The organism is Pseudomonas syringae, assembly GCF_002157375.1.
Taxonomy (GTDB): domain Bacteria; phylum Pseudomonadota; class Gammaproteobacteria; order Pseudomonadales; family Pseudomonadaceae; genus Aquipseudomonas; species Aquipseudomonas syringae_T.
This window is the reverse complement of sequence record NZ_MTSA01000009.1, coordinates 55,192-72,989: the sequence shown is the minus strand read 5'-3', so window position 1 is coordinate 72,989 and position 17,798 is coordinate 55,192. Positions and strand designations below refer to the sequence as shown.

At 59.1% G+C, this 17,798-nt stretch carries 21 protein-coding genes; 20 read left to right on the top strand and 1 reads right to left on the bottom strand.

Annotation, left to right across the window (positions count from 1 at the left end; genetic code table 11):
* Positions 1-6: 6 nt before the first annotated feature.
* Both secF and BW686_RS13065 read left to right on the top strand, forming a co-directional pair.
* Positions 7-918: a protein translocase subunit SecF gene (gene secF, locus BW686_RS13070; protein ID WP_084917299.1), complete on the top strand. Its 912-nt coding sequence runs from the start codon at positions 7-9 to the stop codon at positions 916-918.
* A 108-nt stretch (positions 919-1,026) separates the two neighbouring features.
* Positions 1,027-1,566: a glycine zipper 2TM domain-containing protein gene (locus BW686_RS13065; RefSeq protein ID WP_002552471.1), complete on the top strand. Its 540-nt coding sequence runs from the start codon at positions 1,027-1,029 to the stop codon at positions 1,564-1,566.
* A gap of 67 nt (positions 1,567-1,633) precedes the next feature.
* On the opposite strand, the gene suhB is transcribed toward BW686_RS13065, so the two are convergent.
* Positions 1,634-2,449: a type III secretion system regulator SuhB gene (suhB, locus tag BW686_RS13060; protein WP_003314166.1), complete on the bottom strand. Its 816-nt coding sequence runs from the start codon at positions 2,447-2,449 to the stop codon at positions 1,634-1,636.
* 215 nt (positions 2,450-2,664) lie between these two features.
* Here suhB and trmJ point away from each other — a divergent pair, with 215 nt between their 5' ends.
* From trmJ to bamB, 18 genes are all read left to right on the top strand, one after another.
* Positions 2,665-3,429 (top strand): tRNA (cytosine(32)/uridine(32)-2'-O)-methyltransferase TrmJ, encoded by a 765-nt coding sequence (trmJ, locus tag BW686_RS13055; protein WP_084917296.1) that lies wholly within the window; start codon positions 2,665-2,667, stop codon positions 3,427-3,429.
* A complete protein-coding gene (gene cysE, locus BW686_RS13050) occupies positions 3,429-4,205 on the top strand; it encodes a serine O-acetyltransferase (protein ID WP_084917293.1) in 777 nt (258 codons plus the stop codon). The genes trmJ and cysE overlap by 1 nt, the downstream gene beginning before the upstream one ends.
* A 150-nt stretch (positions 4,206-4,355) precedes the next feature.
* Entirely contained in the window at positions 4,356-4,847 is a 492-nt protein-coding gene (gene iscR / locus BW686_RS13040; protein WP_005891617.1) for a Fe-S cluster assembly transcriptional regulator IscR, read from the top strand.
* 44 nt (positions 4,848-4,891) lie between these two features.
* Positions 4,892-6,106 (top strand): IscS subfamily cysteine desulfurase, encoded by a 1,215-nt coding sequence (locus BW686_RS13035; RefSeq protein WP_084917290.1) that lies wholly within the window; start codon positions 4,892-4,894, stop codon positions 6,104-6,106.
* Between the two features lie 81 nt (positions 6,107-6,187).
* Complete coding sequence (gene iscU, locus BW686_RS13030) at positions 6,188-6,574, top strand: Fe-S cluster assembly scaffold IscU (protein WP_002552476.1); 387 nt, start codon at positions 6,188-6,190, stop codon at positions 6,572-6,574.
* Positions 6,575-6,616: 42 nt separating this feature from the next.
* Positions 6,617-6,940 (top strand): iron-sulfur cluster assembly protein IscA, encoded by a 324-nt coding sequence (gene iscA, locus BW686_RS13025; RefSeq protein WP_003365093.1) that lies wholly within the window; start codon positions 6,617-6,619, stop codon positions 6,938-6,940.
* Positions 6,941-6,950: 10 nt separating this feature from the next.
* On the top strand, positions 6,951-7,472 hold the full coding sequence (hscB, locus tag BW686_RS13020) for a co-chaperone HscB (RefSeq protein ID WP_084917288.1): 522 nt from the start codon (positions 6,951-6,953) through the stop codon (positions 7,470-7,472).
* Positions 7,473-7,516: 44 nt separating this feature from the next.
* Positions 7,517-9,379 carry a Fe-S protein assembly chaperone HscA gene (gene hscA / locus BW686_RS13015; protein WP_084917662.1) on the top strand — a complete coding sequence of 621 codons (1,863 nt, stop codon included), beginning with the start codon at positions 7,517-7,519 and terminating at the stop codon, positions 9,377-9,379.
* 3 nt (positions 9,380-9,382) lie between these two features.
* The gene (fdx, locus tag BW686_RS13010) at positions 9,383-9,724 is read left to right on the top strand and encodes an ISC system 2Fe-2S type ferredoxin (RefSeq protein WP_084917286.1); all 342 of its coding nucleotides are present in this window, start codon (positions 9,383-9,385) and stop codon (positions 9,722-9,724) included.
* A 14-nt stretch (positions 9,725-9,738) separates the two neighbouring features.
* Entirely contained in the window at positions 9,739-9,939 is a 201-nt protein-coding gene (gene iscX, locus BW686_RS13005; RefSeq protein ID WP_179149263.1) for a Fe-S cluster assembly protein IscX, read from the top strand.
* A gap of 96 nt (positions 9,940-10,035) precedes the next feature.
* Positions 10,036-10,461, top strand: a complete 426-nt coding sequence (gene ndk / locus BW686_RS13000; RefSeq protein WP_002552482.1) for a nucleoside-diphosphate kinase — start codon at positions 10,036-10,038, stop codon at positions 10,459-10,461.
* Between the two features lie 32 nt (positions 10,462-10,493).
* On the top strand, positions 10,494-11,642 hold the full coding sequence (rlmN, locus tag BW686_RS12995; RefSeq protein ID WP_084917281.1) for a 23S rRNA (adenine(2503)-C(2))-methyltransferase RlmN: 1,149 nt from the start codon (positions 10,494-10,496) through the stop codon (positions 11,640-11,642).
* 25 nt (positions 11,643-11,667) lie between these two features.
* Positions 11,668-12,426 carry a type IV pilus biogenesis/stability protein PilW gene (gene pilW, locus BW686_RS12990; protein WP_084917278.1) on the top strand — a complete coding sequence of 253 codons (759 nt, stop codon included), beginning with the start codon at positions 11,668-11,670 and terminating at the stop codon, positions 12,424-12,426.
* Positions 12,426-13,436: a RodZ domain-containing protein gene (locus BW686_RS12985; RefSeq protein ID WP_084917277.1), complete on the top strand. Its 1,011-nt coding sequence runs from the start codon at positions 12,426-12,428 to the stop codon at positions 13,434-13,436. The genes pilW and BW686_RS12985 overlap by 1 nt, the downstream gene beginning before the upstream one ends.
* Before the next feature lie 3 nt (positions 13,437-13,439).
* The gene (gene ispG, locus BW686_RS12980; protein WP_084917274.1) at positions 13,440-14,549 is read left to right on the top strand and encodes a flavodoxin-dependent (E)-4-hydroxy-3-methylbut-2-enyl-diphosphate synthase; all 1,110 of its coding nucleotides are present in this window, start codon (positions 13,440-13,442) and stop codon (positions 14,547-14,549) included.
* 22 nt (positions 14,550-14,571) lie between these two features.
* The gene (gene hisS / locus BW686_RS12975) at positions 14,572-15,861 is read left to right on the top strand and encodes a histidine--tRNA ligase (RefSeq protein ID WP_084917272.1); all 1,290 of its coding nucleotides are present in this window, start codon (positions 14,572-14,574) and stop codon (positions 15,859-15,861) included.
* Positions 15,862-15,899: 38 nt separating this feature from the next.
* Positions 15,900-16,541 carry a YfgM family protein gene (locus BW686_RS12970; RefSeq protein ID WP_084917269.1) on the top strand — a complete coding sequence of 214 codons (642 nt, stop codon included), beginning with the start codon at positions 15,900-15,902 and terminating at the stop codon, positions 16,539-16,541.
* Entirely contained in the window at positions 16,534-17,688 is a 1,155-nt protein-coding gene (gene bamB, locus BW686_RS12965) for an outer membrane protein assembly factor BamB (protein WP_084917267.1), read from the top strand. The genes BW686_RS12970 and bamB overlap by 8 nt, the downstream gene beginning before the upstream one ends.
* The last annotated feature ends 110 nt before the right edge of the window (positions 17,689-17,798 follow it).

The window sequence follows — 17,798 nt, the reverse complement described above, 5'->3', positions numbered from 1 at the left end:
GCTGCCATGTTACGTACCATCAACTTCATGGGCGTTCGCAATGTTGCGTTCGCCATCACGATGCTCCTGACCGCACTGGCGTTGTTCAGCTGGTTCCATAAAGGGCTCAACTTTGGTCTGGACTTCACCGGCGGTACGCTCATCGAGCTGACCTACGAGCGTCCGGCCGATCTGGGCAAGGTGCGTCAGGAACTGGTTTCGGCGGGCTATCACGAAGCTGTCGTACAGAGTTTCGGCGCGACCACCGACCTGCTGGTGCGCATGCCGGGTGAAGACCCGCAATTGGGTACTCAGGTGGCTGAAGCCCTGCGCAAGTCGGGTGCCGATAACCCGGCAGTGGTCAAGCGCGTCGAGTTCGTCGGCCCTCAGGTTGGTGAAGAGCTTCGCGATCAGGGCGGCCTCGGCATGCTGATGGCGCTGGGCGGCGTTCTGATCTATCTGGCGTTCCGCTTCCAGTGGAAGTTTGCCGTCGGTGCCATTATCTCGCTGATCCACGACGTGGTGGTGACGATGGGTATCCTGTCGTTTTTCCAGATCACCTTCGACCTGACGGTGCTGGCGGCAGTACTGGCGATCATCGGCTACTCGCTGAACGACACCATCGTCGTGTTCGACCGGGTCCGTGAAAACTTCCGCTTGCTGCGCAAGGCTTCGCTGATCGAGAACATCAATATCTCCACCACGCAGACACTGCTGCGCACAATCGCGACCTCTGTTTCGACCCTGTTGGCGATCGTTGCATTGTGGGTATTTGGTGGCGACAGCCTGGAAGGCTTCTCCATCGCGTTGTTCATCGGTGTGCTGGCGGGTACTTACTCGTCGATCTACATCGCCAACGTGGTGCTGATCTGGCTGAACCTGACCACTGAGGATCTGATTCCGCCGGTGGTTGTCGAGAAGGCCGACGATCTCCCGTAGATCCGCCCATCATAAAAAAGGCGCGAGTGCTGAACTCGCGCCTTTTTTTATGCTCCAAGGCTAGGCATTGCGCAGTCATGCTGCGTTTCGATTGGTCAGGAGGTTCAAGTGAACAAGTCTATGCTTGTTGGTGCTGTATTAGGTGCTGCTGTCGTGACCGCTGGCGGCGCCGTTGCCACCTATAGCTTGGTCAAGGGTGGTCCTGAGTATGCGGATGTATTGGCTGTCGAGCCAATCAACCAGCAGATCAAAACCCCCCGTGAAGTTTGCAAGGACGTAACCGTTACCCGTCAGGCGCCGGTCAAGGATCAGCACCAGATTGTCGGTAGCGTGATCGGTGCAGTTGCCGGCGGTTTGCTGGGCAACCAGATAGGTGGCGGTAACGGCAAGAAGATCGCAACGGTCGCAGGTGCGGTCGGTGGTGGCTATGCCGGTAACAAGGTGCAGGAAGGCATGCAGGAGCGTGATACCTACACCACCACGCAGAACCGCTGCACGACGGTCAACGATGTCAGCGATAAAGTAGTGGGCTACAACGTCAAGTACAAGTTGAACGAGAAAGTGGGTCAGGTCCGTATGGAGCGCGATCCAGGCAGTCAGATTCCGGTCGACAAGAATGGTCAGCTGATTTTGGGTCAGGCGCAATAACGCCAGCCGCTGAGCTTCTGCAAGACATAAAAAAACCGGCTTTCGCCGGTTTTTTTACATCTGCCGCTTAGCGCTTGAGCGAGGCGGGCAGGTGCGGCGCGATGGCCGTCAGTACAGCTTTGAAGCACTTGGTGTTGCCGGCAACGATATGGCCTTTTTCCAGGAAGTCGTGACCGCCTGTGAAATCGCTGACCAGGCCGCCTGCTTCCTGAATCAGCAGTGCGCCCGCGGCCATGTCCCACTCCGACAGACCCGACTCCCAGAACGCATCGAAACGACCGGCAGCAACGTAAGCCAGGTCAAGGCTCGCGGCGCCTGCGCGACGGATGCCGGCAGTCTGGCCGACCAGGCTGCGGAACATGCCCAGGTAGTTTTCGATGTTGTCCATCTGGTTGTCGCGGAACGGGAAGCCGGTGCCGAGCAGGGCGCCTTCCAGGCTCTTGCGCTGGCTGACGCGCAGACGACGACCGTTGAGGGCAGCACCGCGGCCACGGCTGGCGGTGAATTCTTCCTGGCGAACCGGGTCCAGAACCACTGCGTGCTCAAGGCGGCCACGGTATTTGCAGGCAATGCTGACCGCGAAGTGCGGGATGCCGCGAACGAAGTTGGTGGTGCCGTCCAGCGGGTCGATGATCCACAGGTAGTCGGTGCCTTCGCCGCTGCCTTCGTGCAGGCCGCTTTCTTCGCCGAGGATGCCGTGAGTCGGGTAGGCTTTGCGCAGCGCAGTGATGATGCTCTGTTCGGCAGCGCGGTCGATCTCTGTGACGTAATCCTTGGCTTCTTTTTCGTCAACCTTGATGGTATCCAAGCGCTCGATGGAGCGGAAAATCAATTCGCTGGCGCTGCGGGCGGCGCGCAGCGCGATATTCAGCATGGGCTGCATGGACAATTCACCTAAGGTTGTTAAAGAGAGCCGGGCATTCTATGGGCTGATTCGAATTATTTCCAGCCTTGCGTTGTTACGACTGTCGACTTCAGGTGAGTTTTTTTGCGACCGGGTGAACGGTTTCAGGTTGACCCGTCTGCACGGGTTCGTAGCGTTAGCCGGACCGTTTCTGTAAGATTTGCCCCCCTAATTCGCCTCAGTGAGCGTTCGCCTTGTTGCAGAACATCCGTGTTGTCCTGGTCGGCACTACCCATCCCGGAAATATCGGCGGTGCCGCTCGCGCCATGAAAAACATGGGGCTTTCGCGTCTGGTGCTGGTCGAACCCCGGATCTTTCCCTCGCCCGATGCCGATGCCCGCGCATCCGGGGCTACCGATATTCTTGAGGGCGCGCAGGTCGTTGCCACGCTTGAAGAGGCGCTGGTGGGTTGCCGTCTGGTGTTGGGCACCAGCGCGCGTGATCGCAGCCTGCCCTGGCCCTTGCTTGATCCGCGTGCTTCGGGCGAAAAAGTCATCGAGCAGGCCGGGGAGGGCGCTGAGGTGGCGTTGGTCTTTGGTCGCGAGCATGCGGGCCTGACCAACGAAGAGCTGCAACGCTGCCATTTTCATGTGCATATCCCGTCGGACCCGGCCTTCAGTTCGCTCAATCTTGCCGCGGCCGTTCAGGTGCTCAGCTATGAAGTGCGCATGGCCTGGCTGGCAGCGTCGGAGCAAAGCGAGGCGCCCAAGGCTGTTTCGGCGCACAGTGCCGAGCTGGCGACGATGGACGAGATGGAGGGTTTCTACGGCCATCTGGAGTCGACACTGGTGGACATCGGTTTTCTTGATCCCGAAAAGCCTCGGCATCTGATGGCGCGCTTGCGCAGGTTGTTCGGGCGCAGTGAAGTAGAGCGTTCCGAGCTGAGTATTTTGCGCGGCGTGCTCACTGAAACCCAGAAAGTCGCGCGCGGCGAGCCCTATAAGCGGAAGGATCAGTGATGTTCGAGCGTCTGCGAGAAGACATTCAAAGCGTATTTCATCGCGATCCTGCGGCGCGCAATGCCTTTGAGGTGCTGACCTGCTACCCGGGCATGCACGCCATCTGGCTGCACCGTTTCGCCAATGTCCTATGGCGCAATGGCTGGAAATGGCCTGCGCGAGTGGTGTCCAACTTCGGCCGCTGGATGTCCGGTATCGAAATCCATCCGGGCGCGCGTATCGGTCGTCGTTTTTTCATCGATCACGGCATGGGCATCGTCATTGGTGAAACCGCCGAGATCGGCAATGACGTGACGCTTTATCAGGGCGTGACCCTGGGAGGCACCAGCTGGAATGCCGGAAAGCGCCACCCGACCCTTGAAGACGGTGTGGTCGTGGGTGCAGGTGCGAAAGTGCTTGGGCCATTCACGGTGGGCGCCGGCGCGAAGATCGGCTCCAACGCCGTCGTGACCAAGGCGGTGCCTGCCGGTGCTACCGCTGTGGGTATTCCGGGTCGCATCATCATCAAGTCCGATGATGAAACCGAAGCCAGGCGCAAGGCCATGGCAGAAAAGCTTGGCTTCGATGCCTATGGCGTCAGCGGCGACATGCCGGACCCGATCGCGCGCGCCATCGGTCAGTTGCTTGATCATCTGCAAGCCGTCGATGGCCGTCTGGAAGGCATGTGTGATGCGCTCGGCAAGCTGGGCAGCGATTACTGCGCCAAAGAGCTGCCAGAGCTGGGTGGCGAGGTCTTCGACTGCGTCAAGGACGAGCGCGAGAACACGGCGGGCTAGAAGGCTTGGGGCGTGCCATTACGCCGCACCTTTGCTATGATGCAGCCCGCACTTTTCGCTAATCCCGACTGTTTTACTTGGTCTAATACTTGACTCATTTACTCGGGAATAGCATACTCGCCCTCATTCCGAACCTCTGCGGTATATGCCATGCGACTGACTACTAAAGGCCGATACGCTGTGACCGCCATGCTTGATCTGGCGTTGCACGCGCAGAACGGGCCTGTGTCTCTGGCTGACATCTCCGAGCGTCAGGGTATTTCCCTGTCCTACCTCGAGCAGCTGTTTGCCAAGCTGCGTCGCGGCAATCTGGTTTCCAGTGTTCGTGGTCCGGGCGGCGGTTATCAGCTGTCCCGCGACATGAAAGTCATCCAGGTTGCGCAGGTTGTCGATGCGGTCAACGAATCAGTCGACGCCACACGTTGTCAGGGGCTGGGCGATTGCCACGCTGGCGATACCTGCCTGACCCACCACTTGTGGTGCGACCTGAGCCAGCAGATTCACGAATTTCTAAGCGGTATCAGCTTGGCGGATCTTGTCACTCGCCGTGAGGTACAAGAAGTCGCTCAGCGCCAGGATATGCGCCGTGGTCATAACCATGTGTCGCAACTGGGTAAGATCGAAACGTCCGCCGTCGAATGAACGCAGATGAATGAGCGGTGCGCCTGCCTGATAGGAGAGCTTCAATGAAATTGCCGATTTACCTCGACTACTCCGCGACGACCCCGGTCGACCCGCGTGTCGCGCAGAAAATGATCGAATGCCTGACAGTCGAAGGAAACTTCGGCAACCCGGCTTCGCGCTCCCACGTCTTTGGCTGGAAAGCCGAAGAGGCGGTCGAGAACGCTCGTCGTCAGGTCGCCGACCTGGTTAACGCCGATCCGCGCGAAATCGTCTGGACCTCGGGTGCCACCGAGTCCGACAACCTGGCCATCAAGGGTGTTGCGCATTTTTACGCCAGCAAAGGCAAGCACCTGATCACCTCGAAGGTCGAGCACAAAGCTGTTCTCGACACCACGCGCCAACTGGAGCGTGAAGGGTTCGAAGTGACTTACATCGAGCCGGGCGAAGACGGTCTGATCACGCCTTCGATGATTGAAGCCGCACTGCGCGATGACACCATTCTGGTGTCGATCATGCACGTGAACAACGAAATCGGCACCATCAACGACATCGCAGCCATCGGTGAGCTGACCCGTTCGCGCGGTGTGCTGTTCCACGTTGACGGCGCCCAGTCGACCGGCAAGGTTGAAATCGATCTGGCCAGCCTCAAGGTTGACCTCATGTCGTTCTCGGCGCACAAGACCTATGGCCCTAAAGGCATCGGCGCGCTGTACGTAAGCCGCAAACCGCGTGTTCGCCTCGAGGCGGCCATGCACGGTGGCGGTCACGAGCGCGGGATGCGTTCCGGCACGCTGGCCACTCACCAGATCGTCGGCATGGGCGAAGCGTTTCGCATTGCCAAAGAAGAAATGGCGTCTGAAAACGTGCGCATCAAGGCACTCAGCGATCGCTTCTTCAAGCAGGTTGAAAATCTGGAAGAGCTTTACGTCAACGGCAGCATGACTGCCCGCGTACCGCACAACCTGAACCTGAGCTTCAACTATGTCGAAGGCGAGTCGCTGATCATGGCGCTCAAGGATCTGGCGGTCTCGTCCGGTTCGGCCTGTACCTCGGCTTCGCTGGAGCCCTCGTACGTGCTGCGCGCTCTGGGTCGTAACGACGAACTGGCGCACAGCTCGATTCGCTTTACCTTCGGCCGTTTCAGTACCGAAGAAGAGATTGATTACGCCGCGCAGAAAGTCTGCGAGGCCGTCACCAGGCTGCGTACGCTTTCGCCGCTGTGGGACATGTTCAAAGACGGCATCGACATCTCCAAGATCGAGTGGGCGGCGCACTAATTTAAAGCCGCCTTCAAGACAGGTCATGTGCAAACCGGCATGACCTGCAGAGCGGCTCCCTGATGTGAGAGGAACAGAATCATGGCTTACAGCGAAAAGGTCATCGACCACTACGAGAATCCACGTAACGTCGGCAAGATGAACGCGGAAGATCCTGATGTTGGCACCGGCATGGTCGGCGCTCCTGCGTGCGGCGACGTGATGCGCCTGCAGATCAAGGTCAACGAACAAGGCGTTATCGAAGACGCGAAGTTCAAGACCTACGGTTGCGGATCGGCAATTGCCTCCAGCTCCCTGGCGACCGAGTGGATGAAAGGCAAGACTCTGGACGAAGCAGAGACCATCAAGAACACTCAGCTGGCTGAAGAGCTGGCCCTGCCGCCGGTAAAGATTCACTGCTCGGTACTCGCCGAAGACGCTATCAAAGCGGCTGTTCGCGACTACAAGCAGAAGAAAGGCCTGCTGTAAGCAGGTCTTCAAAAAGAAGTCAGAGACAAGTAAGGAGCTCCGATGGCTATCAGCATGACAGAAGCTGCCGCTAACCACGTACGACGCTCCCTTGAGGGGCGTGGCAAGGGTGATGGCGTTCGTCTGGGTGTTCGCACCACAGGCTGTTCAGGTCTGGCCTATGTGCTTGAGTTCGTCGATGAGGCGGCCAGCGAAGACACCGTGTTCGAAATGCACGGCGTCAAGGTGATCATTGACCCGAAAAGCCTGGTCTATCTGGATGGCACCGAGCTCGACTTCGTGCGCGAAGGGTTGAACGAAGGCTTCAAGTTCAACAATCCGAACTCGCGCGGCGAGTGCGGTTGTGGCGAAAGCTTCAACGTCTGAGGCTTTTATTGTGGGTACTCCCTGTCATTTCGCCCTGTTCGAGCTCAAGCCCGAGTTTGAGCTAGACCTCGACAAGTTGGCGACGCGCTACCGTGAGCTGGCGCGCAGCGTACACCCGGACCGCTTTGCCGACGCCCCCGAGCGTGAGCAGCGTCTGGCGCTGGAACGCTCCGCCAGCCTCAACGAGGCCTATCAGACCCTGAAGAGCCCGCCGAAAAGGGCGCGCTACCTGCTGGCAATGAATGGCAGCGAAGTGCCGCTCGAAGTTACCGTGCATGATCCCGAGTTTCTTCTGCAGCAGATGCAATTGCGTGAAGATCTCGAGGATCTGCAGGACGAGGCTGATCTTGCTGGCGTGGCGACTTTCAAGCGGCAGCTCAAAGTGGCTCAGGATGAACTGAACCAGAGCTTCGCTGCCTGTTGGAACGATCCTGCACAACGCGAGCACGCCGAAAAGCTGATGCGGCGTATGCAGTTTCTCGACAAGCTTTCTCACGAAGTGCGCCAGCTAGAAGAGCGCCTCGACGATTAACCCCGCGCGGCTTCGGTTGCGCGCCAGTGATTATTCTGAACAGCATGGCCTTACTGCAAATTGCCGAACCCGGCCTGAGTCCTCAACCGCACCAGCGTCGTCTGGCTGTGGGGATCGACCTGGGCACCACCAATTCTCTGGTTGCTGCAGTACGCAGCGGCCTGTCTGAACCGCTGGCCGACGCAGAAGGGCAGGTCATTCTGCCGTCTGCCGTGCGCTACCACGCTGACCGTGTCGAAGTGGGGCAGTCGGCAAAAGTCGCCGCGTCGCAAGACCCGTTCAACACTGTGCTGTCGGTCAAACGCCTCATGGGGCGCGGTCTGACTGACGTCAAGCAGCTGGGTGAGCAACTGCCGTACCGCTTTGTTGGCGGTGAGTCGCACATGCCGTTCATTGACACCGTGCAGGGGCCGAAAAGCCCGGTTGAAGTGTCCGCCGACATCCTCAAGGTTCTGCGTCAGCGTGCTGAAGCCGCGCTGGGTGGCGAGCTGGTGGGGGCGGTGATCACCGTGCCAGCCTATTTCGACGATTCGCAGCGTCAAGCGACCAAAGATGCCGCCAAGCTGGCGGGTCTCAACGTCCTGCGTCTGCTCAATGAGCCGACTGCTGCTGCCGTTGCCTATGGCCTGGATCAGAAAGCCGAGGGCGTGGTTGCTATCTACGATCTGGGCGGCGGGACGTTCGATATTTCGATCCTGCGCCTCACTGGCGGCGTTTTTGAAGTGCTGGCCACCGGCGGCGACACCGCGCTGGGTGGCGATGATTTCGATCATGCGATTGCCAGCTGGATCGTGGCTGATGCCGGTCTGTCTTCCGACCTGGACCCGTCCGCGCAGCGCAACCTGCTGCAGACGGCCTGTTCGGCCAAGGAAGCCCTGACCGACGCAGAGTCTGTCGACCTTGCCTACGGCGAGTGGCGCGGTACGTTGACCCGCAGCGCGCTCAATGCGCTGATCGAGCCAATGATCGCGCGCAGCCTCAAGGCCTGTCGTCGTGCGGTGCGTGATGCCGGTATCGAACTTGAAGAGGTCGAGGCGGTGGTCATGGTGGGCGGTTCGACCCGTGTTCCACGAGTGCGCGAGGCCGTAGCCGAAATGTTCGGTCGTCAGCCATTGACCCAGATCGACCCGGATCAAGTGGTGGCCATCGGGGCTGCGATCCAGGCTGATGCGTTGGCCGGCAACACCCGTGAAGGTGGGGAACTGCTGCTTCTTGATGTGATTCCGCTCTCCCTGGGGCTGGAAACCATGGGCGGGCTGATGGAAAAGGTCATCCCGCGCAACACCACGATTCCCGTCGCACGCGGGCAGGAATTCACCACCTACAAAGATGGCCAGACGGCCATGAAGATCCATGTCTTGCAGGGTGAGCGCGAGCTGGTCAGTGATTGCCGCTCCCTGGCGCGTTTCGAACTGCGCGGTATACCGCCGATGGTGGCGGGCGCGGCAAAGATCCGTGTCACGTTCCAGGTCGATGCCGACGGTCTGCTCAGTGTTTCGGCCCGTGAAATGGGGTCAGGCATCGAGTCCAGCATTCAGGTCAAGCCCTCTTACGGGCTGACTGATGGCGAAATCACCCGCATGCTCAAGGATTCCTTCGAATACGCCGGTGACGACAAGGTCGCTCGCGTACTGCGCGAGCATCAGGTCGATGCCGAGCGGCTTATCGAAGCCGTTCAGGGCGCGCTGGATGCCGATGGCGAGCGCCTCCTCGATGAGGAAGAACGCATGGTCATCAATCTGCAGATGGACGAATTACGTGAATTGATGCAAGGCACCGATGGTTACGCCATCGAGCAGCAGACCAAGCGTCTGTCGCAGGTGACCGACGCATTTGCTGCCCGCCGCCTTGATTCGACGGTAAAAGCCGCACTGGCCGGGCGCAACTTGAATGAGATTGAGGAATAACTGATGCCGCAGGTGATTTTTCTGCCCCACGCCGAGCATTGCCCGGACGGGCTAAGAGTAGAAGTGGAGCCTGGCACGTCTATTCTCGACATTGCCCACGAACACCACATCGAGATCGAAAGCGCCTGTGGCGGCGTGTGTGCCTGCACCACGTGCCATTGCGTCATTCGTGAAGGTTTCGGCTCGCTGAACGAGGCCGACGAGCTGGAAGAAGACATGCTGGATAAAGCCTGGGGCCTTGAGGCGCAATCGCGTCTATCCTGTCAGGCGATTGTCGGTACGCAAGACATTACCGTCGAAATTCCCAAGTACTCGCTCAATCACGCTGCTGAAGCGCCGCACTGATTCAAGGAATGCTCATGAGTCTCAAATGGGTTGATGTACAGGAAATCGCCATTCAGCTGGCCGAAAGCCACCCGAATGTCAGTCCGCTTTCAGTCAATTTCGTCAAGCTGCGCAATCTGGTCATGGCCTTGCCCGACTTCGATGATGTCCCGGAGCGAGGCGGTGAAAAGGTCCTTGAAGCGATCCAGGGGTTGTGGATCGAAGAGGCAGATTGACGTTCAGTAACGTACGCCGTTAGGCAATACACCAGAACCCGCGTATAATTCGCGGGTTTAATTTTTCGCTTCAATCACTGTTTCTGGAGTTTCACCATGGCTGTTCAACGTACTTTCTCCATCATCAAGCCTGACGCCGTTGCCAAGAACGTAATCGGCGAGATCACCACTCGTTTCGAAAAAGCCGGTCTGCGCGTTGTCGCTTCCAAGCTGAAGCAGCTGTCCAAGGCCGAAGCTGAAGGTTTCTACGCTGAGCACAGCGCTCGTGGTTTCTTCGGCGACCTGGTTGCCTTCATGATCTCCGGCCCGGTTGTCGTTCAGGTTCTGGAAGGCGAAAACGCTATCGCTCTGAACCGCGAGCTGATGGGCGCTACCAACCCTAAAGAAGCGGCTGCCGGTACCATCCGCGCCGACTTCGCTGATTCCATCGACGCCAACGCTGTTCACGGTTCCGATTCCGAAGCAGCTGCTGCTCGCGAAATCTCGTACTTCTTCGCCGCTACCGAAGTAACCGCTCGCTAAGTCATTTTGACTGACGAGTGAAGGGTGAATTCATGATTGCATCGACTGGTAAAACCAACCTGCTGGGGCTGACTCAACAGGAAATGGAGAAATTCTTCGACTCTATCGGGGAGAAGCGCTTCCGTGCCGGTCAGGTCATGAAGTGGATTCACCACTTCGGCGTCGATGATTTCGACGCAATGACGAACGTCAGCAAGGCCCTGCGCGAAAAGCTCAAGGCCTGCGCTGAAGTTCGCGGTCCGGAAGTCGTCAGCGAGGACATCTCCAGCGACGGCACCCGTAAATGGGTGGTGCGCGTAGAGTCCGGCAGCTGCGTCGAGACCGTCTACATTCCGCAGGGCAAGCGCGGCACCTTGTGTGTTTCGTCCCAGGCGGGCTGTGCCTTGGATTGCAGTTTCTGCTCCACCGGCAAGCAAGGCTTCAACAGCAACCTCACCGCCGCCGAAGTCATCGGTCAGGTGTGGATTGCCAACAAATCCTTTGGCAGCGTCCCGGCGACCGTCGACCGTGCCATCACCAACGTGGTGATGATGGGCATGGGTGAGCCGCTGCTGAACTTCGACAATGTCATCGCCGCCATGCATCTGATGATGGATGACCTGGGGTATGGCATTTCCAAGCGCCGGGTGACGCTGTCCACCTCCGGCGTGGTACCGATGATCGACGAGCTTTCAAAGCACATCGACGTTTCCCTGGCTTTGTCGCTGCACGCTCCGAACGATGCGCTGCGCAACCAGCTGGTGCCGATCAACAAGAAATACCCGTTGCAGATGCTCCTTGAGTCCTGCCGTCGTTACATGTCCAGTCTGGGCGAAAAGCGTGTACTCACCATCGAATACACCATGCTCAAGGACATCAACGACAAGGTCGAGCATGCGGTCGAGATGATCGAGCTGCTCAAGGACACGCCGTGCAAGATCAACCTGATCCCGTTCAACCCGTTTCCGCACTCCGGTTACGAACGCCCCAGCAATAACGCAATCCGTCGTTTTCAGGACCTGTTGCATCAGGCCGGTTATAACGTCACTGTGCGTACCACGCGTGGCGAAGACATCGATGCTGCATGCGGCCAGTTGGTCGGTCAGGTCATGGACCGTACACGTCGTAGTGAACGCTACATCGCTGTGCGTGAGTTGAGCGCCGATGCCGACACGGCTACCGGTGCGGCAACCCGAACCTGACTGCGAACCTGACCGGGAAGACTTCATGCCTGTGCGTGCCTGCTTTTTACTGTGTGTTGCCATGCTGCTGACAGCCTGTGTGTCTACAGGCAACGTCAACCCGCTGAGCACCAAACAGGGGCGTGACGAGGCGCGCAATGCTTACGTACAGCTGGGATTGGGCTATTTTCAACAGGGGCAAACCGAGCGCGCCAAGGTGCCGCTGAAGAAAGCACTAGAGCTGGATAGCTCGGACCCGCAAGCCAATGCTGCGCTGGCGCTGGTGTTCCAGACCGAAATGGAGCCAGAGCTTGCGGAGCAGTACTACCGCAAGGCACTTGCTTCCAGTCATAACGACACGCGCATCGTCAACAACTACGGCAGCTTCCTCTACGAGCAAAAGCGTTACAAGGAAGCCTACGAGCGTTTTGAACAGGCTGCAGCCGACAACCTGTATCCTGAGCGTTCACGGGTCTTTGAAAGCCTGGGCATGACCTCGCTGGCACTGGGTAATCGCGAACAGGCCCGCGAGCAGTTCACCAAGGCGTTGCGCCTCGACCGCCAACTGCCGCGCTCTTTGCTGGAAATGGCTCAGTTGTCGTACGAAGACAGGCAATATGTACCCGCGCGTGATTATTACGACCGTTTTAGCCAGCTCAGCGAGCAAAATGCACGTAGTCTGTTGCTCGGTACACGCTTGGCCAAGGTCTACGATGACCGTAACAAAGCAGCCAGTTTTGGTCTGCAATTGAAAAGACTCTATCCCGGTACGCCGGAATATCAGCAATACCTGTCGGAGCAATGATGAAAGCGGCGCATCCCGAAGTTGTAGCAACCAACCGCGTGAACCCTGGAGAAACACTGCGCCAGGCCCGCGAGAGCAGGAGCTGGTCGCTGCCCGATGTGGCTTTGAGACTGAACCTCACCGTGACCTCCCTGAGCAATCTGGAGAACGGACATTTTGAAAAACTGCCTGGGCATACGTTTGCTCGGGGGTATGTGCGTGCTTACGCCAAACTGCTTGGCCTCGATCAGGCGGCGCTGGTCGATCAGTTCGACCAGTTCACCGGCACCGACGGCAAGGGCAGTGCGGTTCACGCATTGGGCCGTATCGAAGAGCCGGTAAGGCTGTCACACAATATTTTGCGTATCGTCAGCCTGTTGTTGCTGGTGATTCTGGTCGGCGGCGGGTTTTTCTGGTGGCAGGACCAGGCGAGCCTGCGCGGCAGGGATCAGTCCGGGCTGAACATGGAACACGTCGAAGTAGAAAGCGCCGATGGCACCACGCAGATTCATCCTCTGGACGAGCCTGAGGAAGCGCCTGTGGCCGAAGCGCCGTCTTCGGGGCAGACGTCTCTGCCATTGAACACCGGCGCACCTGCCAGCGAATCGCCAAGTGCCACGCCGGCTGCTCCTGTGACAAATGCAGCGGGCCATTCTGCTGCACAGGCTCAGACGCCTCCGCCTGCCGCTGCCACGCCGCCTGCAACCACCGCACAAGCACCCGTCGCGTCGCCCAATGTGCCATCCATGCCGACGACGCCTGCTGAACAGCCTGCGCCCGTCATGGCGGGTGCCGGTCAGGTCTCGGTGCAGTTTGTCGCCGATTGCTGGACTCAAGTCACTGACGGCAACGGCAAGGTGCTGGTCAGCGGCCTCAAGCGCAAGGGCGAGAACCTAGACGTGAGCGGCAAGCCGCCCTTGACCCTGCGTCTGGGCTACGCACGCGGTGCGCAGGTTACCTATAACGGTCAGCCGGTAGACGTAGCACCTTTCACCAGCGGCGAAACTGCTCGCCTGAAGCTAGGGCAATAAGTCATGCACGGCGAATCTCCGATCAAGCGTCGCGAATCCCGAAAAATATGGGTCGGTTCTGTACCGGTCGGTGGTGACGCGCCGATTGCTGTACAAAGCATGACCAACAGTGACACCAATGATGTGGCTGCCACCGTTGCCCAGATCAATCGTCTGGAAGCGGCCGGCGTCGATATCGTGCGGGTTTCCGTGCCCGACATGGACGCTGCCGAGGCCTTTGGTCGCATCAAGCAACTGGTCAAAGTGCCACTTGTCGCTGATATCCATTTTGATTACCGCATCGCGTTGCGCGTGGCGGAGCTGGGCGTCGACTGTCTGCGTATCAACCCCGGCAACATCGGTCGCGAAGATCGCGTGCGTGCCGTGGTCGATGCTGCGCGTGATCGCGGCATTCCGATCCGGATCGGCGTCAATGCCGGCTCTCTGGAAAAAGACCTGCAGAAAAAGTACGGCGAACCGACCCCCGAGGCTCTGGTAGAGTCCGCGCTGCGCCATGTCGAACACCTCGAGCGCCTGAATTTTCAGGACTTCAAGGTGAGCGTCAAGGCGTCTGACGTGTTCATGGCCGTTGCTGCCTACCGTTTGCTGGCCAAACAAATTGTGCAGCCGCTGCACCTGGGCATCACCGAAGCGGGTGGCCTGCGTTCGGGCACCGTGAAATCGGCAGTCGGTCTGGGGATGCTGCTTGCCGAGGGAATTGGCGATACTATCCGCATCTCGCTGGCCGCTGACCCGGTCGAAGAGGTGAAGGTCGGTTACGACATTCTCAAATCGTTGCGCCTTCGTTCCCGTGGGATCAACTTCATCGCCTGCCCGAGCTGCTCGCGGCAGAATTTCGATGTGGTCAAGACCATGAACGAGCTTGAAGGTCGCCTCGAAGATTTGCTGGTGCCTCTTGATGTAGCGGTCATCGGTTGTGTGGTCAATGGTCCCGGTGAAGCCAAGGAGGCGCATATCGGCCTCACGGGCGGCACGCCGAACCTGATCTACATCGACGGCAAACCCGCGCAGAAACTGACCAACGACAATCTCGTGAACGAGCTTGAACGCTTGATTCGCGAGAAAGCGGCCGAAAAGGCCGAAGCCGACGCCTCGGTCATCGTGCGCGGCTAATCAGGATTGCTAAGGATTTTCTGTGAGTAAGTCTCTACAAGCCATTCGTGGCATGAACGACATCCTGCCTGAGCAGACGCCGCTGTGGCGCCACTTTGAAGGCACTGTTTCGCGTCTGCTGGATAACTACGGTTACCGCCAGATCCGCATGCCCATTGTCGAATTCACCGACCTGTTCAAGCGCTCTATCGGTGAAGTGACCGATATCGTAGAGAAAGAAATGTACACCTTCGCCGACCGCAACGGCGACTCCCTGACCCTGCGCCCGGAAGGCACTGCCGCCTGCGTGCGGGCGGTTCTGGAGCATGGTATTACCGGTGGCGGTCAGGTTCAGAAACTGTGGTACATCGGTCCGATGTTCCGTCATGAGCGTCCCCAGAAAGGTCGTTATCGTCAGTTTCACCAGATTGGCGTCGAGGTGTTCAATCTCGACGGTCCGGACATCGATGCCGAGCTGATCGTCATGACCTGGCGCCTGTGGGGCATGCTGGGCATTCGCAACGCGGTCAAGCTCGAACTGAACAGCCTTGGCACCAGCGAGGCGCGTGCGCGTTATCGCGATGCGCTGGTCGAGTTTCTGTCAGCCCGTCTTGATCAACTGGATGAAGACAGCCAGCGCCGCCTGAAAACCAATCCGCTGCGCGTGCTGGACACCAAGCACCCTGAGACCCAGGCTGCGCTGGTCGATGCGCCGAAACTGGCGGATTATCTGGATGACGAGTCCCGCGCCCACTTCGAAGGCCTCAAGGCTCGTCTGGATGCAGCCGGTATTCCTTATGTCATCAACCCGAAGCTGGTACGCGGGCTGGATTACTACAGCAAGACCGTTTTTGAATGGGTCACCGACCAGTTGGGTGCCCAGGGCACCGTCTGTGCCGGGGGGCGTTACGACGGTCTGGTCGAGCAGATGGGCGGCAAGCCGACTGCCGGCGTCGGGTTCGCAATGGGTATCGAGCGTCTGGTTCTGTTGCTCGAAACGCTGGAGCAGGTTCCGGAAGAAATTTCCCGTCAGGTGGACGTTTACCTCTGTGCCTTCGGCGAAGCCGCTGAACTGGCCGCGCTGGCGCTGACCGAACAGGTTCGCGACCGGTTGCCGACTCTGCGCCTGCAGGTCAATGCCGGTGCAGGCAGCTTCAAGAGCCAGTTCAAGAAGGCTGACAAGAGCGGCGCGCTGTATGCCCTGATTCTGGGCGAAGAAGAACTGGCAGCAAAGGTCATTGGCGTCAAACCCCTGCGTGGTCAGGGCGAACAACAAACTATTGCCTGGGACGCTCTTTCGGAGCACCTGGCCGCCTGCGTCGTGCAGGGTTGAAGCAGATTAACAGCCGTTTAGCGAATAGGAGTATTGGGGTGTCGGGTACCGAAGATGAAGAGCTGGCGGTAATGAAGGACTGGTGGCAGCGTAACGGCAAACCCCTGTTGACCGGTGGGTTGCTGGCGCTGGTCGTGGTCTTGGGCTGGCAGGGCTGGCAGCGGTATCAGGCTGGCCAGTCGCAAGGCGCCTCGATGCTCTATCAGCAACTGCTGGAAACCGCACTGACGCCAAGTGGTCAGGCCGATACGGCGCGTGTCGCTGATCTCTCCGGCAAACTGAAAAGCGAATTTGGTGGCACTACCTACGCGCAGTTCGGTAGCCTGTTCGTCGCCAAGGTGGCGGTTGATGCCGGCAAGCTGGATGATGCAGCGGCCGAACTGAAAACCGTGGCCGACAAGCCGGCCAGCGACACCCTGGGCGAGATCGCCCGTCAGCGTCTGGCGCGCGTGATGGCTGCACAGAACAAGGTCGATGACGCGCTGAAATTGCTCGACGGCGATGCCGACAAGGCATTCCTCGCCAGTCGTGAAGAACTCAAGGGTGACCTGCTGGTACAGCTGGGTCGGACCGATGAGGCACATGCTGCATACCAAAAGGCCAAATCCGCTCTGTCCGAAGATGCAGCGGTCGGTGGCCTGCAAATGAAGCTCGACGATCTGGCGAAAGGGGATGCGTGACGTGATTCGTTGGAAACATGCAGCATTGCTGGCTCTGGCCATTCTGGCCGCGGGTTGCAGCAGCAACAGCAAAAAGGAATTGCCTCCGGCCGAGCTGACCGACTTCAAAGAAGAAGTGGTTCTGCACAAGCAGTGGAGCCGTTCGATCGGCGACGGGCAGGGCAAGACCTACAACATGTTGGTCCCGGCGATTGACGGCGACCGCATCTACGCATCTGACGTCACTGGCGAAGTCGTTTCGCTGGATCGACTGACCGGTGACGTGATCTGGAAGAAGGATCTTGATCTTCCGGTTTCCGGCGCTGTCGGCGTAGGGTACGGCCTGCTGATGATCGGCACCCTGAAGGGTGAAGTCGTTGCCATGGACGCTGCCACCGGTGAGGAAAAATGGCGCGCCCACGTGACCAGTGAAGTGCTGGCTCCGCCTGCCACCAACGGTTCAGTGGTGGTGGTTCAGACGCAGGATGACCGTGTCGTAGGTTTTGATGCGTCTACCGGTTCCCAGCTCTGGATCTACGAAAGCACGCCGGCCGTGCTGACCCTTCGCGGCACGGGCGCTCCACTGGCGACCAACCGTCTTGCGCTGGCAGGTCTGTCGACCGGCAAGGTCATCGCCCTTGATATTTCCAGCGGCGTGCCGATCTGGGAACAGCGTGTCGCGATCCCGCAAGGTCGTTCCGAGCTGGACCGTGTGGTCGACATCGACGGCGGCCTGTTGTTGTCCGGCGGTACACTGTACGTCGCTACCTATCAGGGCCGCATCGCCGGCCTCGATCTGGAAAGCGGTCGTGTCCTCTGGCAGCGTGACGGATCGAGCTACTCGGGCGTTGCCCAAGGCTTTGGCAGCGTTTACGCAACCCTGGCCTCCGGCACTGTCGAAGGCATCGACGAGCGTTCGTCCTCCGCACTGTGGAGCAACGAGTCGCTGGCTCGCCGCCAGTTGGGTGCGCCGGAAGTCTATTCCAGCTACGTAGCGGTCGGCGACATGGAAGGCTACCTCCACCTGTTGAGCCAGGTAGACGGTCGCTTTGTCGGTCGCGAGCGTATCGACAGCGACGGCCTGCGTGCCCGTCCGCTGGTGGTAGGGGACATGATTTACGTGTATGGCAACAGCGGCAAACTGGAAGCCCTGACCATCAAGCAATAAGTGTCCATGCCTGGGGCCAATGGCCCCGGGTGACCTTGCTTCGGCAAGGCTGCAGCGCCCTGGTGCGCTGCTCCGAACTCCGGCCGCTGCCCTGCAGCGGCTTTTGTATT

Bases quoted from the DNA above. Each gene is read 5' to 3' on its own strand.
- pilW (WP_084917278.1), top strand. From the start codon at position 11,668: ATGCCTGTGCGTGCCTGCTTTTTACTGTGTGTTGCCATGCTGCTGACA.
- cysE (WP_084917293.1), top strand. From the start codon at position 3,429: ATGTTCGAGCGTCTGCGAGAAGACATTCAAAGCGTATTTCATCGCGAT.
- ispG (WP_084917274.1), top strand. From the start codon at position 13,440: ATGCACGGCGAATCTCCGATCAAGCGTCGCGAATCCCGAAAAATATGG.
- suhB (WP_003314166.1), bottom strand. From the start codon at position 2,449: ATGCAGCCCATGCTGAATATCGCGCTGCGCGCCGCCCGCAGCGCCAGC.
- iscA (WP_003365093.1), top strand. From the start codon at position 6,617: ATGGCTATCAGCATGACAGAAGCTGCCGCTAACCACGTACGACGCTCC.
- BW686_RS13035 (WP_084917290.1), top strand. From the start codon at position 4,892: ATGAAATTGCCGATTTACCTCGACTACTCCGCGACGACCCCGGTCGAC.
- iscX (WP_179149263.1), top strand. From the start codon at position 9,739: ATGAGTCTCAAATGGGTTGATGTACAGGAAATCGCCATTCAGCTGGCC.
- bamB (WP_084917267.1), top strand. From the start codon at position 16,534: ATGCGTGACGTGATTCGTTGGAAACATGCAGCATTGCTGGCTCTGGCC.
- ndk (WP_002552482.1), top strand. From the start codon at position 10,036: ATGGCTGTTCAACGTACTTTCTCCATCATCAAGCCTGACGCCGTTGCC.
- hscA (WP_084917662.1), top strand. From the start codon at position 7,517: ATGGCCTTACTGCAAATTGCCGAACCCGGCCTGAGTCCTCAACCGCAC.
- iscR (WP_005891617.1), top strand. From the start codon at position 4,356: ATGCGACTGACTACTAAAGGCCGATACGCTGTGACCGCCATGCTTGAT.
- secF (WP_084917299.1), top strand. From the start codon at position 7: ATGTTACGTACCATCAACTTCATGGGCGTTCGCAATGTTGCGTTCGCC.
- BW686_RS12985 (WP_084917277.1), top strand. From the start codon at position 12,426: ATGAAAGCGGCGCATCCCGAAGTTGTAGCAACCAACCGCGTGAACCCT.
- rlmN (WP_084917281.1), top strand. From the start codon at position 10,494: ATGATTGCATCGACTGGTAAAACCAACCTGCTGGGGCTGACTCAACAG.
- fdx (WP_084917286.1), top strand. From the start codon at position 9,383: ATGCCGCAGGTGATTTTTCTGCCCCACGCCGAGCATTGCCCGGACGGG.
- iscU (WP_002552476.1), top strand. From the start codon at position 6,188: ATGGCTTACAGCGAAAAGGTCATCGACCACTACGAGAATCCACGTAAC.